Source organism: Kitasatospora sp. NPDC043950, assembly GCF_056435345.1.
This window is the reverse complement of the sequence record NZ_JBWKER010000041.1, coordinates 1-13,123: the sequence shown is the minus strand read 5'-3', so window position 1 is coordinate 13,123 and position 13,123 is coordinate 1. Positions and strand designations below refer to the sequence as shown.

The following is a 13,123-nucleotide window of genomic DNA, read 5'->3' as shown; positions in this document are numbered from 1 at the left end:
TGGGCTGGTTGTCCCATTTTTGCACATAGGGGTAAGTTCGCGTCAACGGTGAGTAGTGTCACGTTCGACAGCTATTGACCCGAACCAGGACCTTGGTCATCCAGCTCGGGCCATAGGACTCTTACAGTCATACACGGGTGGTCGGACGTCAGTTCGCGTACCGCAGCGCCAGCACCCTCCGCCAGCGCGCCGTCAGTTCCCCGTACGCGCGCAGCGCCTCCGCGGTGTCCCCCGCCCGCAGCGCGCGGAGCCCCTCCTCCAGCTCCCCCGCCGAACGGTCCGCCAACAGCCGCTCCGGCCCCAGCAAATGCACCAGCCCCCCGTAGTCCAGCTCCACCAGCGAGCGCGGATGGAATTCCTCCAGCCACCGCCCGACCTGTTCCGCCCCCCGGACCAGTTCCCCGTCCGGCACCTCTTCACGCAGCGCCCGGAAGGCCCGGGCCACCCGGCGGCGCGCCTGCGCCATCGGCACCAGGTAGAACAGCGCCGCCGCCCGCCCCGGCTTGCCCCGCTCCTGCGCCGGCACGAAACAGCGGTCCTCGTCCCCGAACGGCAGGAACCAGCGCACCGGCACCTCCCACCGGCTGGTCAGGATCCACGGCCGGGCGTCCGGATGGCCGGCCCGCCAGCGCTCCCGGTCCGCCTCCGCCGCCGCCCGGGCCACCGGCGGCACCGCGGTGTCCAGCAGCGCCACCGGCGCGGCCGCCCGCAGCTCCTCCAGCGCCTGCCAGCTGCGCAGCCTGGTCGCCCACGGGCAGACGTACAGCACGCCGTCCACCACCCGCAGGTAGGCCCGCCCGCTCTCCCGCTCGGGCAGCGCCCGGGGCGTCCGGGCGGCCAGCTCCGCCAGCGCCTCCCGCTGCTCCTCCAGGACGGCCGCGGCCACCGGCTGCGCCGCCTCGACGGCGTCCGGACCGCGCTCCGCCGCGTAGGCCTGCCAGCGCGCCCGCTCGGACTCCGGGTAGGCGGCCAGCGGCTCGTAGACCCGCAGGTGGGCGGCGTAGGGCGGCAGTACCGAGGTGCGCACGACGGTCACGTCCTGCATGGTCGCACGCGCCGACCGGCCCCGGGAGGGCGCGCCCCCGAACCCCTTCGCGCCCGCACCGCGCACCCCCGGCGTCCCATTCCCCGGACCGCGGGGACAAGCTCGGACAAGAGGGCGGATCGGCGACGCTCCCGCGACTACGCTTCGCCCTAGGCGCCCGCACCACAGCAGGCGGGCCTTCGATACTGGAGTCACCACAGTGACCGACGTACAGACATCCGCCACGCACCCCGCACCCGGAGTGCTCAGCAGGATCTTCCGCACCGAGCAGGACGGCGCCCCCGGCGACGGCCACGAGCAGGTCGTCCTCTGCCACGACCGCAGCTCCGGGCTCAAGGCGATCATCGCCATCCACTCCACCGCGCTGGGCCCGGCCCTCGGCGGCACCCGCTTCTTCCCGTACGCCTCCGAGGAGGCGGCCCTGGAGGACGCGCTCAACCTGTCCCGCGGCATGTCCTACAAGAACGCGCTGGCCGGGCTCGACCTCGGCGGCGGCAAGGCCGTCATCATCGGCGACCCCACCAAGGACAAGAACGAGGCGATGCTCCGCGCCTACGGCCGCTTCGTGGAGTCCCTGCGCGGCCGCTACATCACCGCCTGCGACGTGGGCACCTACGTGCAGGACATGGACGTCATCGCGCGCGAGACGCAGTTCGTGACGGGCCGCTCGCCCGAGCACGGCGGCGCCGGCGACTCGTCCATCCTGACCGCCTTCGGCGTCTTCCAGGGCATGCGCGCCACCGCCCAGGCCCGCTGGGGCCAGCCGACCCTGCGCGGGAAGCGGGTCGGCGTCGCGGGCGTCGGCAAGGTCGGCCACTACCTGGTCGGCCACCTCGTCGCGGACGGCGCCACCGTCGTCATCACCGACGTCTCCGAGACCGCCGTGAACCGCGTCCGCGCGGCCCACCCGGAGGTGGAGGTCGTCGCCGACACCGCCGCCCTGCTGCAGGCCCGGCTGGACGTCTACGCCCCCTGCGCCCTGGGCGGCGCGCTGACCGACGACACGGTGGCCGCGCTCGGCGAGTCCGGCACCACGGTCGTCTGCGGCGCGGCCAACAACCAGCTGGCCCACCCGGGCGTCGAGAAGGACCTCGCGGACCGCGGCATCCTCTACGCGCCGGACTACCTGGTGAACTCCGGCGGCGTGATCCAGGTCGCCGACGAGATCGAGGGCTTCAACTTCGACCGGGCCAAGAACAAGGCCACCAGGATCTTCGACACCACCCTGGAGATCTTCACCCGGGCCGCCTCCGACGGCGTCCCGCCGGCGGTCGCCGCCGACCGCCTGGCCGAGAAGCGGATGCGCGAGATCAGCGCGCTGCGCACGGTCCTGCTGCCGGGCGCCCGCCGGGCCTGATCCGGCGCCCCCGGAACCTCGGATGCGCGGGGGGCGGCCGCACCCCCGTGACCCGCCCCCGGGCGGGAGGGGCCCAGCCGCCCCCCGCGCATCACGATGTGGAACCGGATTCTCACTTCTGCGCCCGATCGGGTGATCCAAGGTCCCCCTTGGGGGGATAATCGGTCCTGGAACGACGGACCTCAGACACCTCCGGACAGCGCGCAAACCGCCGCAAAACCTCCCCTGACCTGGGAAGACCTGGTCTCGGGTGCGGTCGGTGCGCGCCACGTCACACCGACGACGTACCGTCCAGCGGCGGAAACAGGTACCGTTAATGCTCCAAGGGACGGTCCTCCCATTCGGGCAGGCCGGTCCTGATCATGAACACGTGTCAGACTCGGGGCCGTGAGCCCCATCGTTGAGGGGGTCGACCCATGGGGCGCGGCCGGGCCAAGGCCAAGCAGACGAAGGTCGCCCGCGAGCTGAAGTACAACAGCGGCGGGTTTGACGCTAACCGTCTGTCCAACGAGCTGGGCGCATCGCCGTCCACCGCTCCGATCGACCCGGAGCCGATCGAGGAGGAGGAGGACGACGACCCGTATGCCGAGTACGCCGCCCGCTATGCCGACCTCGACGACGAGGACGACACCGAGCCGGGCACCGGGCCGTCGCAGGCCTCTCGCCGCTCGTAGCCAGTAGTTTCGCCGACCGGCCCAGGCGCCCAGCGCGCCAGGCCGGTCTTCGGCGTTCCCGCGTACCGGATGGTTACCGGGTGGTCGCCGCCCCCCGGGTGGCTGGACGACGAGAGGGCCCCTCCGGTGCGCCGGAGGGGCCCTCTCGTCGTCCAGCCGGGCTCAGCCCGCGGTGAAGCCCTCGTAGGCGTTGTAGAGCGCCGCGCCGGCCTCGTGCTCGCCGGTGCGCTCGACGATGTCGCCGAGCAGCCAGGCCTCGACGCCGCGGTCCTCCAGGATCGCCAGCACGGCGTCCACCGAGGACGGCGGGACGACCGCGACCATGCCGACGCCCATGTTGAGCGTCTTCTCGATCTCCAGGGTGGCCACCTTGCCGACCTGGGCGACGGTCTGGAAGACCGGCAGCGGGGTCCAGGTGCCGCGGTCCAGGCGGGCGTGCAGGCCCTCCGGGACGACCCGGGCCAGGTTGGCCGCCAGGCCGCCGCCGGTGACGTGCGAGAAGGCGTGGATCTCGGTGGCGCGGGTGAGCGCCAGGCAGTCCAGCGAGTAGATCCGGGTCGGCTCCAGCAGCTCCTCGCCGAGCGTGCGGCCGAACTCCTCGACCTTGCGGTCCAGCTTCCAGCCGGCCTCGTTCAGCAGCACGTGGCGCACCAGCGAGTAGCCGTTGGAGTGCAGGCCCGAGGCCGCCATCGCGATCACCACGTCGCCGGCCCGCACGCGGTCGGCGCCGAGCAGCGCGTCGGCCTCGACCACGCCGGTGCCGGCGCCCGCGACGTCGTACTCGTCCGGGCCGAGCAGGCCCGGGTGCTCGGCGGTCTCGCCGCCGACCAGGGCGCAGCCGGCCAGCGCGCAGCCCTCGGCGATGCCCTTGACGATCGCGGCGACCCGCTCCGGCACGACCTTGCCGACGCAGATGTAGTCGGTCATGAACAGCGGCTCGGCGCCGCACACGACCAGGTCGTCGACGACCATGCCGACCAGGTCGTGGCCGATGGTGTCGTGCTTGTCCATGGCGGCCGCGATGGCCACCTTGGTCCCCACGCCGTCGGTGGCCGAAGCCAGCAGCGGCCGCTCGTAGCGCTTGAAGGCGGACGCGTCGAAGAGGCCGGCGAAGCCGCCGAGACCGCCGACCACCTCGGGGCGGTTCGCCTTCTTCACCCACTGCTTCATGAGCTCGACGGCGCGGTCGCCCGCCTCGATGTCGACGCCGGCTGCGGCGTAGGTGGCGCCGTTCTGGTTGCTGGTCACTACGGTGCGGCCCTCTCGGGTCTGGTGGGGGCTGGAACAGCGGTGGGGCCCCGTTTCGCGGGACCCCACCGTGGATTCGTTACGGGCGGCGCAGCGCGTCGGCCGCGCCCGCCCCGCCGAGCAGCGACTGGACGCCGTCCAGGTCGCTGCCGCTGGTCGGCTTGCCGCGCACGGCCGGCGGCTGCTGGCTGCCCTTGATCTCGGCCTCCAGCAGGAGCTTGCCGAGCAGTGCCGGGTCCGGCAGCTCCATCGGGTACTCGCCGTCGAAGCAGGCCCGGCAGAGCCTGTCCTTGGGCTGCTTGGTGGCCTCGATCATGCCGTCGATCGAGATGTAGGAGAGCGAGTCCGCGCCGAGCGTGCGGCCGATCTCCTCGACGGTCATCCCGTTGGCGATCAGCTCCGCGCGGGTGGCGAAGTCGATGCCGAAGAAGCACGGCCACTTCACCGGCGGCGAGGAGATCCGGATGTGCACCTCGGCGGCGCCGGCCTCGCGCAGCATCCGCACCAGCGCGCGCTGGGTGTTGCCGCGGACGATCGAGTCGTCGACGACCACCAGGCGCTTGCCCGCGATGACCTCGCGCAGCGGGTTGAGCTTGAGCCGGATGCCGAGCTGACGGATGGTCTGGCTGGGCTGGATGAAGGTGCGGCCCACGTAGGCGTTCTTCACCAGGCCGGAGCCGTACGGGATGCCGCTGGCCTCGGCGTAGCCGATCGCGGCGGGGGTGCCGGACTCCGGCGTCGCTATCACCAGGTCGGCCTCGACGGGCGCCTCCTTCGCCAGGCGGCGGCCCATCTCCACGCGGGAGAGGTGCACGTTGCGCCCGGCGATGCTGGTGTCGGGGCGGGCCAGGTAGACGTACTCGAACACGCAGCCCTTGGGCTTCGCCTCGGCGAAGCGGGAGCTGCGCATGCCGTTCTCGTCGACGGCGATCAGCTCGCCGGGCTCGACCTCGCGGATGAACGAGGCGCCGCAGATGTCCAGCGCCGCCGTCTCGGAGGCGACCACCCAGCCGCGCTCCAGCCGACCGAGCACCAGCGGGCGGATGCCCTGCGGGTCGCGGGCGGCGTAGAGGGTGTGCTCGTCCATGAAGACGAGCGAGAACGCGCCCTTGACCTTGGGCAGCACGACCTTGGCCGTCTCCTCGATGGAGAGGTCCGGGTGGCCGGCGAGCAGCGCGGTCACCAGGTCGGTGTCGTTGGTCGCGGCGCTCCGCCCGGAGCGGGAGACGTGCTCCTCACCGGGCAGTTCGGCGACCATCGCCGCCAGTTCGGCGGTGTTCACCAGGTTTCCGTTGTGCCCGAGGGCCAGCGAACCGTGCACGGTCGCGCGGAAGGTCGGCTGGGCGTTCTCCCAGACCGAGGACCCGGTGGTCGAGTAGCGGGCGTGTCCGACGGCGATATGCCCGTGCAACGACCCCAGGGAGGCCTCGTCGAAGACCTGGGACACGAGCCCCATGTCCTTGAAGACGAGAATCTGGGAGCCGTTGCTCACTGCGATGCCCGCGGATTCCTGACCGCGGTGCTGCAGGGCGTAAAGGCCGAAGAACGTGAGCTTGGCGACCTCCTCGCCGGGAGCCCAGACACCGAAGACGCCGCAAGCGTCCTGGGGGCCTTTCTCACCGGGAAGAAGATCGTGGTTGAGTCTTCCGTCACCACGTGGCACGTCTTCGAGTCTAGGGCAGCGGGCACGGGCTTCCGGAACCCGGGCGGCCGGGATTGTCTGACGATCGGCCGGTAACGCGCGTAGACAAAACCCCTTACCGGGTGGGGATTTCGGGTGGGGGGAATTCCGGCCGGAGGCGGTTGGCCTTGTGGTTCGCGCCTGTTGGGGCGTTCCGTGTGCGGAGGGCCGGGAGTCGGGGCGACGGCGAAAGTGAGCCTGCTCACCCGGGGTTCACCCCGGCGTCACGCGGCGGGCAGCAACAGGCCCCAGGCGCCCGGGTGGACCGTCCAGGTGCGGGCGCGGACCGGACCGACGGGGTGGCCGTCCGCCTCGTAGCCGAAGCCGCGCCCGACCACCGAGACGCTCTCCGCCCGGGCGCGCACCAGGGCGCCGGGCGCGCGGATCACCACCTCCAGCACGCCGGCGGCGTCCGCCTCGACGCCCGGCAGGGTCAGCTGGACCAGCCGCACCGGCCGGTGCACGTCGGCGAGCAGCCGGCCGTCGGCCTCGACCCGGACCCGGGGGTTGTGCTCGGCGGAGGACCGGCCGTCCGCCGCGAGTGCGTTCGCCTGCTCGGCCGCAGCCAGTTTCGCCCATAGCGAACGCCAACCACCCGTACGGCCGGCCGGACGCCGCGTCCCGGCACCGGTGATCCGCACCCCTCCCAGCGCCACCCCGCCGCCGTCGTCCACCAGCAGGTCGAGCTTGCGCGCCGCACCCGACAGCACCGCTCGCGCGGCCCGGACCGGCTCGCCCGGCACCCCGAGCGCGCGGGCCGCGACCAGCTCCTCCGACCGGCCGACCGGAACCATGCCCACCGGATCCGCGCCCAGCTCACGCTGGCGGTACAGGGCTTGGAGCACCCGCTGCAACGCCAGGTCGGAACCGATCACGACCGGGCGTCGACGACCCCGGTGCGAAAGCACCCGGTCGAGTTCGGACGGGCTCTCCGGATAGACCACCTTGACGTCCGCGCCTCCGCAGAGCACGTCCTTCGCGATCCGCACCGACTCGCCGTCGGTCTGCCGGGCCGCCGGGTCGAGGAGCAGCAGGAGCGGCTCGGGGCCGCCGGTTGCGGGCGTGGACAGGGACGACACGACCGGTCCTTCCTCAGGTAATCTCTCGGTGCAAGAGCCCCTTGCGCTACTGCGCCAGGGGCTTCGTCTATCTCGGGGCAGACTGCGGCCTACGCAGGATGCCCCAACCGGAAGGGGTGTACGCCTGTGCCGGCACTCGTGCTCGTTGGCGCTCAGTGGGGGGACGAGGGCAAGGGGAAGGCCACCGACCTCCTCGGCGGCTCCGTCGACTACGTCGTCCGCTACCAGGGCGGCAACAACGCCGGTCACACGGTGGTCATCGGCGACCAGAAGTACGCCCTGCACCTGCTCCCCTCCGGCATCCTCAGCCCTAACGTGACGCCGGTCATCGGCAACGGCGTCGTCATCGACCCGGGCGTGCTGCTCTCCGAGCTGAGCGGCCTCAACGACCGTGGCATCGACACCTCCAAGCTGCTGATCTCGGGCAACGCCCACCTGATCACGCCGTACCACCGCACCCTGGACAAGGTCACCGAGCGCTTCCTCGGCAAGCGTCGGATCGGCACCACCGGCCGCGGCATCGGCCCGACCTACGCGGACAAGATCAACCGCGTCGGCATCCGGGTCCAGGACCTGTTCGACGAGTCGATCCTGCGCCAGAAGATCGAGGCGGCGCTGCACGACAAGAACCAGATCCTGGTCAAGCTGTACAACCGCCGCGCCATCCCGGCCGAGCTGGTCGTCGAGGAGTACCTCGGCTACGCGGACAAGATCAAGCCCTTCCTCGCCGACACCACCCTCGTCCTGGACCAGGCGCTCAAGGCGAACAAGGTCGTCCTGCTGGAGGGCGGCCAGGGCACCCTGCTCGACGTCGACCACGGCACGTACCCCTTCGTGACCTCGTCGAACCCGACCTCGGGTGGCGCCTGCACCGGCGCCGGCATCGGCCCGACCAAGATCGACCGGGTCATCGGCATCCTCAAGGCCTACACCACCCGCGTCGGCTCCGGCCCGTTCCCGACCGAGCTGCTGGACGAGGACGGCGAGGCGCTGCGCCGCATCGGCGGCGAGCGCGGTGTCACCACCGGCCGTGACCGTCGCTGCGGCTGGTTCGACGCGGTCATCGCGCGCTACGCGACCCGGGTCAACGGCCTCACCGACTTCTTCCTCACCAAGCTCGACGTGCTCACCGGCTGGGAGCAGATCCCGGTCTGCGTCGCGTACGAGATCGACGGCAAGCGGGTCGAGGAACTCCCGTACAACCAGTCCGACTTCCACCACGCCAAGCCGATCTACGAGACGCTGCCGGGCTGGACCGAGGACATCAGCAAGGCCAAGACCTTCGCCGAGCTGCCGAAGAACGCGCAGGCGTACGTGAAGGCGCTGGAGGAGATGTCCGGCGCGCCGATCTCCGCCATCGGCGTCGGCCCGGGCCGCGACGAGACGATCCAGATCAACTCGTTCATCTGAGCCTGATCCGGTCGAGGGCCCCGCGGGACGTCCCACGGGGCCCTTCGCTTTGCCCGCTCCGCCGATTTTGCACTAGTGCAGAAGTTCATTGCATCTAGTGCAGCATGGCGCTACCTTTCCGGCATGACCGCACAGCCGCCCACGCCCGTGACCCTCACCGGCCGCCACGTCCGCCTGGAGCCCCTCGGCCGCCACCACCTGCCCGACCTGTGGGCCGGCGTCGGCCCCGACCCGGAGGTCTGGCGCTGGATCCCCTCCCTCCCGCCCGCGACCGAGGAGGAACTGGGCGCGATCCTCGACGCCCGGCTCGCCGAGGTGGCGGCCGGGTCGGCGGTGAAGTTCGCCGTGATCGACCTCCCCAGCGGCCGGGCCGTCGGCATCACCGGCTACTACGACGTCAGGCCCGTCGACGAGGTCGTCGAGATCGGCGGCACCTGGTACGCCCGCTCGGTCTGGCGCACGCCCGTCAACACCGAGGCCAAGCTGCTGCTGCTCTCGCACGCCTTCGACGACCTGGGCATGGGCCGGGTCTACTGGAAGACGGACGCGCTCAACGAGCGCTCCCGCAACGCGATCCTGCGCCTCGGCGCCCGGTACGAGGGCGTCCACCGCCGCGAGAAGCGGCGCGCCACCGGCGTGTGGCGCGACACCGCCTACTTCTCGATGCTCGCCGACGAGTGGCCCGCCGCCCGGATCCGCCTCGTCGAGCGCCTTTCGCGCGGTGCCCAACCCCCCGTGCGCCCCCGTTCCTGAACGGCCCCCCGGGAGTTGTCCAGGGTGCCAGGCAGGAACCGCGATGGGAGTAGGAAACCGATGACCCAGCAGTGGCAGAAGTCCACCAGCAGCACCCGGGACGGCGGCGACTCCGTGGAGGTGTCCGTCAACGAACGGGGACTGATCGAGGTCCGCGAATCCGAGAGCCCCGACGCGATCATCGTCACCACCCCGCAGAAGTTCGCGCTCTGGATCGAGGGCGTGAAGCGCGGCGAATTCGACCACTTCGGCGACGGCTGACCGCACCCTCCGGTGGCCCCCCTCCCGGCGGGGGGCCACCGCTGCCGCGCGCTATTTCTTCTCGACGGCGGCGGAGGAATGGCGGACGACGAACTCGCGTTTTACGGAACGCGGTTCGCGGGGTTGGGCGTTGACCAGCCAGACCAGCCAGCCGACGAATAGCACGGCGAGCAGGAGGGCGGACAAACCGGCGACGAGCAGGCCGTTCACCGGGTGGCGGGAATGCGGTGGGCGGGGGTGAGAAGCAGCGGAAGCGGCATGACAGTCTCCGGTCGGTGATGTCGAGCGTGCCGACCATGCATCTGGTGTGTATTTACGGCTGATTGGCGGCTGTTTAGGCCACAACAAGTCAGTGACTGACGCGGGAACGACCATAGGGTCGAGGTGCAAGACTTGCTACCGAGCGGGAGAACGTTCACTCCATCGTGGGGTATCCCCCATTTCAGTAGCTAGGGCCGGGTGAGCACGGCACACTTCACCGGAAGCATCGACCCGAGCCGCGATCCGGAGAAGAGAGTCATGCCACCCCGCTTGTCGCCGACCGTGCGTCAGCAGCGCCTTGGCATCGAGCTGCGCAAGATGCGCGAACGCGTGGGCGTGACGCCCAAGAGCCTGGCCGCCACCCTGGGCACCGACCTGCCCAAGATCTCGCAGATGGAGAACGGGAAGTCCGGCATCAGCGCCGAACGGCTCCGGCTCTGGGCCCGCACCTGCCACTGCGCCGACGGCCCCTACCTCGACGCGCTGCTCGCGATGACGCAGGACCGGCGCAAGTACTGGTGGGACGGCTACCGCGGCCGGCTGCCCGGCGGGCTCATCGACATCGCGGAGATGGAGCACCACGCCGAGTCGCTGGCCATCCTGCACACCACCTTCATCCCCGGACTGCTGCAGACCTCGGCGTACGCCTCCGCGGTGTTCGCCCGGGTCCGGCCGCCGATGCCCCAGCCAGACGCCGACGCCCGCACCGCGTTCCGGATCCAGCGCCAGCGGCTGTTCACCGAACGCCCGAAGCCGTACGCCGCGTACATCCACGAATCCGCGCTGCGCATGCAGTTCGGCGGGGCGGTGGTGCTGCGCGACCAACTGCTCGACGTGCTGGAGCATTCCGAGCGGCCCGGGGTGGAGATCCGGACCATCCCGTTCAGCGTCGAGACCTTTCCCGGGTCCGGAGAGAGCCTCTACCTCGCCCGCGGGCCCGTTCCCGAGCTCGACACCGTGCAGATCGACCTCTCGAACGGGCCGAAGTTCGTGCACACCGACACCGAACTGCAGACGTACCGACAGATCAAGGAGGAGACCGCCGCGGTCGCCCTCGGGCCGGCCGAGTCCCGGGACTTCATCCGGGCCTTACTGAAAGACTTCTCATGACTGAGTGGCGGAAGTCCTCGTCCAGCGGCGAGAGCAACGAGTGCGTCGAGATCAGAGCCGCCGACGGTCTGGTGGAGATCCGCGAGTCGGACCGCCCCGAGATCGTCGTCCGGACCACGCCGCGCAAGTGGGCCGCGTTCGTCCGCGGGGTGAAGGCCGGGGAGTTCGACCGGTACAGCGACTCCGTCGGGCCCTGAGTCGCACCCGCCCCCGAGCAGCACCCGCCCCCGAGCAGCGCCGCCCTTGAACCGCGCCCGCCCCTGAGTCCGCCCCCCTGAGCCGCACCGCCCTCCCGGCCCGGCGGCGGTAGGCTTGGCAGCCCACAGTGGACCCCTGCGCCTGGCACAGCACTCCGGGTGGGGTGCGCGTGCGGGAGAAATCGGAGCATCCGAGGATGGCTCGGCACCTGGTCACCAGCGCCCTTCCGTACATCAACGGGATCAAGCACCTGGGCAACATGGTCGGGTCGATGCTCCCGGCGGACGTCTACTCCCGCTACCTGCGCCAGCGCGGCCACGAGGTGCTCTACATCTGCGCGACCGACGAGCACGGCACGCCCGCCGAACTGGCCGCGCAGGAGGCCGGGCTGCCCGTCGCCGAGTTCTGCGCCCAGGCGCACGACGCGCAGAAGGCGGTGTACGACGGCTTCGGGCTGTCCTTCGACCACTTCGGCCGCAGCTCCTCCCCGCAGAACCGCGAGATCACCCAGGAGATCGCCCGCGAACTCCAGCGCAACGGCTTCATCGAGGAGCGCGCGATCCGGCAGGTGTACTCCAACGCCGACGGCCGCTTCCTGCCGGACCGCTACATCGTCGGCACCTGCCCGCACTGCGGCTACGACAAGGCGCGCGGCGACCAGTGCGAGAACTGCACCCGGGTACTGGACCCGACCGACCTGCTGGAGCCGCGTTCGGCGATCAGCGGCAGCTCCGACCTGGAGGTCCGGGAGACCAGGCACCTGTTCCTGCTCCAGTCGGAGCTGACCGACGAGGTCGAGCAGTGGATCGCCGCCCACGGCGACGACTGGCCGGTGCTGGCCTCCTCGATCGCCCGCAAGTGGCTCACCGAGGGCCTCCAGGACCGCGCGATCACCCGCGACCTGGAGTGGGGCGTCCCGGTGCCGGCCGACGTCTGGCCGGGGCTGGCGGCCGAGGGCAAGGTGTTCTACGTCTGGTTCGACGCCCCGATCGAGTACATCGGCGCCACCAAGGAGTGGGCGGACGCGGCCCCGGCCGGGCAGGCCCGGGACTGGAAGTCCTGGTGGTACGAGGCCGACCACAGCGTCCGGTACACCGAGTTCATGGCCAAGGACAACGTCCCGTTCCACACCGTGATGTTCCCGGCCACGATCCTCGGCTCGCGCCGACCGTGGAAGAAGGTCGACTACGTCAAGGCCTTCAACTGGCTGACGTACTACGGCGGGAAGTTCTCCACCAGCCAGAAGCGCGGCATCTTCACCGACGTCGCCCTGGAACTGCTGCCGGCCGACTACTGGCGCTACTTCCTGATGGCGCACGCCCCCGAGTCGGACGACTCCAGCTTCACCTGGGACCTCTTCGCTTCCGTCGTCAACAAGGACCTCGCCGACACCCTCGGCAACTTCGTCAACCGGGTGCTCACCTTCAGCCGCAAGCGCTTCGGCGACGCCGTCCCGGCCGGCCACGCGCCCGGCGAGGCCGAACAGCGCCTCGGCGAGCAGATCGCCGCCCTGCTGGCCGAGTACGAGGCCCAGCTGGACGGGCTCAACTTCCGCAAGGCCGCGCAGGCTCTGCGCGCGCTGTGGAGCGCTGGCAACGCGTACCTGGACGAGAAGGCGCCCTGGCTCCAGGTGAAGACCGACCCGGACGCGGCGGCGCTGACCCTGCGCACCGCGATGAACCTGATCCAGCTGTACGCGGTGGTCTCCGAGCCGTTCATCCCGACCGCGGCGGCGGCGATGCGCGGCGCCTTCGCCCTGCCCGAGGACGCTCCGGCGGCCGGCCTGTCCTGGGTCGGCCCGGAGCAGGCGCGGGCACTGGACCTGGTGCCGGCCGGGACGGCGTTCACCGTGCCGCCGGTGCTGTTCGCCAAGATCACCGACGAGGACCTGGCCGCCTGGACCACCCGCTTCGGCGGCCAGGAGGGCTGAGCCCCGGGGGGGGGGGGGGGGGGGGGGGGGGGGGGGGGGCGAGGGGGGGGGGGGGGGAGGGGGGGGGGGGGGGGGGGGGGGGGGGGGGGGGGGGGGGGGGGGGGGGGGGGGCGGAG

General features: G+C 71.4%; 13 protein-coding genes. 8 read left to right on the top strand and 5 right to left on the bottom strand.

All coding sequences use genetic code 11. The features are described 5' to 3' along the window. Positions 1-148: 148 nt before the first annotated feature. Entirely contained in the window at positions 149-1,036 is an 888-nt protein-coding gene (locus AC07BF_RS25725; RefSeq protein WP_363581409.1) for a DUF8083 family protein, read from the bottom strand. A gap of 208 nt (positions 1,037-1,244) precedes the next feature. Here AC07BF_RS25725 and AC07BF_RS25720 point away from each other — a divergent pair, with 208 nt between their 5' ends. Further along, positions 1,245-2,402: a Glu/Leu/Phe/Val dehydrogenase dimerization domain-containing protein gene (locus AC07BF_RS25720; RefSeq protein WP_363581411.1), complete on the top strand. Its 1,158-nt coding sequence runs from the start codon at positions 1,245-1,247 to the stop codon at positions 2,400-2,402. Between the two features lie 416 nt (positions 2,403-2,818). Further along, complete coding sequence (locus AC07BF_RS25715) at positions 2,819-3,076, top strand: DUF3073 domain-containing protein (protein ID WP_063348338.1); 258 nt, start codon at positions 2,819-2,821, stop codon at positions 3,074-3,076. 162 nt (positions 3,077-3,238) lie between these two features. On the opposite strand, the gene purM is transcribed toward AC07BF_RS25715, so the two are convergent. The 3 genes from purM to AC07BF_RS25700 all read right to left on the bottom strand — a co-directional run bounded on the left by purM (position 3,239) and on the right by AC07BF_RS25700 (position 7,084). Then, the gene (gene purM, locus AC07BF_RS25710) at positions 3,239-4,324 is read right to left on the bottom strand and encodes a phosphoribosylformylglycinamidine cyclo-ligase (protein WP_363581413.1); all 1,086 of its coding nucleotides are present in this window, start codon (positions 4,322-4,324) and stop codon (positions 3,239-3,241) included. Between the two features lie 79 nt (positions 4,325-4,403). Further along, positions 4,404-5,987 carry an amidophosphoribosyltransferase gene (gene purF, locus AC07BF_RS25705; protein WP_350880611.1) on the bottom strand — a complete coding sequence of 528 codons (1,584 nt, stop codon included), beginning with the start codon at positions 5,985-5,987 and terminating at the stop codon, positions 4,404-4,406. A 242-nt stretch (positions 5,988-6,229) separates the two neighbouring features. Beyond that, on the bottom strand, positions 6,230-7,084 hold the full coding sequence (locus AC07BF_RS25700; RefSeq protein WP_363581415.1) for a diacylglycerol kinase family protein: 855 nt from the start codon (positions 7,082-7,084) through the stop codon (positions 6,230-6,232). 126 nt (positions 7,085-7,210) lie between these two features. On the opposite strand from AC07BF_RS25700, the gene AC07BF_RS25695 reads away from it, so the two are divergent. From AC07BF_RS25695 to AC07BF_RS25685, 3 genes are all read left to right on the top strand, one after another. Continuing rightward, on the top strand, positions 7,211-8,494 hold the full coding sequence (locus AC07BF_RS25695; RefSeq protein ID WP_363581417.1) for an adenylosuccinate synthase: 1,284 nt from the start codon (positions 7,211-7,213) through the stop codon (positions 8,492-8,494). Between the two features lie 123 nt (positions 8,495-8,617). Next, positions 8,618-9,247 (top strand): GNAT family N-acetyltransferase, encoded by a 630-nt coding sequence (locus tag AC07BF_RS25690; protein WP_363581419.1) that lies wholly within the window; start codon positions 8,618-8,620, stop codon positions 9,245-9,247. 60 nt (positions 9,248-9,307) lie between these two features. Beyond that, entirely contained in the window at positions 9,308-9,508 is a 201-nt protein-coding gene (locus AC07BF_RS25685; protein WP_350880617.1) for a DUF397 domain-containing protein, read from the top strand. A 51-nt stretch (positions 9,509-9,559) separates the two neighbouring features. Here the strand turns inward: AC07BF_RS25685 and AC07BF_RS25680 are convergent, their stop codons facing one another. Then, the gene (locus AC07BF_RS25680) at positions 9,560-9,718 is read right to left on the bottom strand and encodes a hypothetical protein (protein WP_350880619.1); all 159 of its coding nucleotides are present in this window, start codon (positions 9,716-9,718) and stop codon (positions 9,560-9,562) included. A gap of 309 nt (positions 9,719-10,027) precedes the next feature. Here AC07BF_RS25680 and AC07BF_RS25675 point away from each other — a divergent pair, with 309 nt between their 5' ends. From AC07BF_RS25675 to metG, 3 genes are all read left to right on the top strand, one after another. Next, complete coding sequence (locus tag AC07BF_RS25675) at positions 10,028-10,879, top strand: helix-turn-helix domain-containing protein (protein ID WP_363581421.1); 852 nt, start codon at positions 10,028-10,030, stop codon at positions 10,877-10,879. Beyond that, complete coding sequence (locus AC07BF_RS25670) at positions 10,876-11,076, top strand: DUF397 domain-containing protein (RefSeq protein WP_063348346.1); 201 nt, start codon at positions 10,876-10,878, stop codon at positions 11,074-11,076. The genes AC07BF_RS25675 and AC07BF_RS25670 overlap by 4 nt, the downstream gene beginning before the upstream one ends. A 197-nt stretch (positions 11,077-11,273) precedes the next feature. Beyond that, positions 11,274-13,007, top strand: a complete 1,734-nt coding sequence (gene metG / locus AC07BF_RS25665) for a methionine--tRNA ligase (protein WP_478333968.1) — start codon at positions 11,274-11,276, stop codon at positions 13,005-13,007. Positions 13,008-13,123 lie beyond the last annotated feature (116 nt).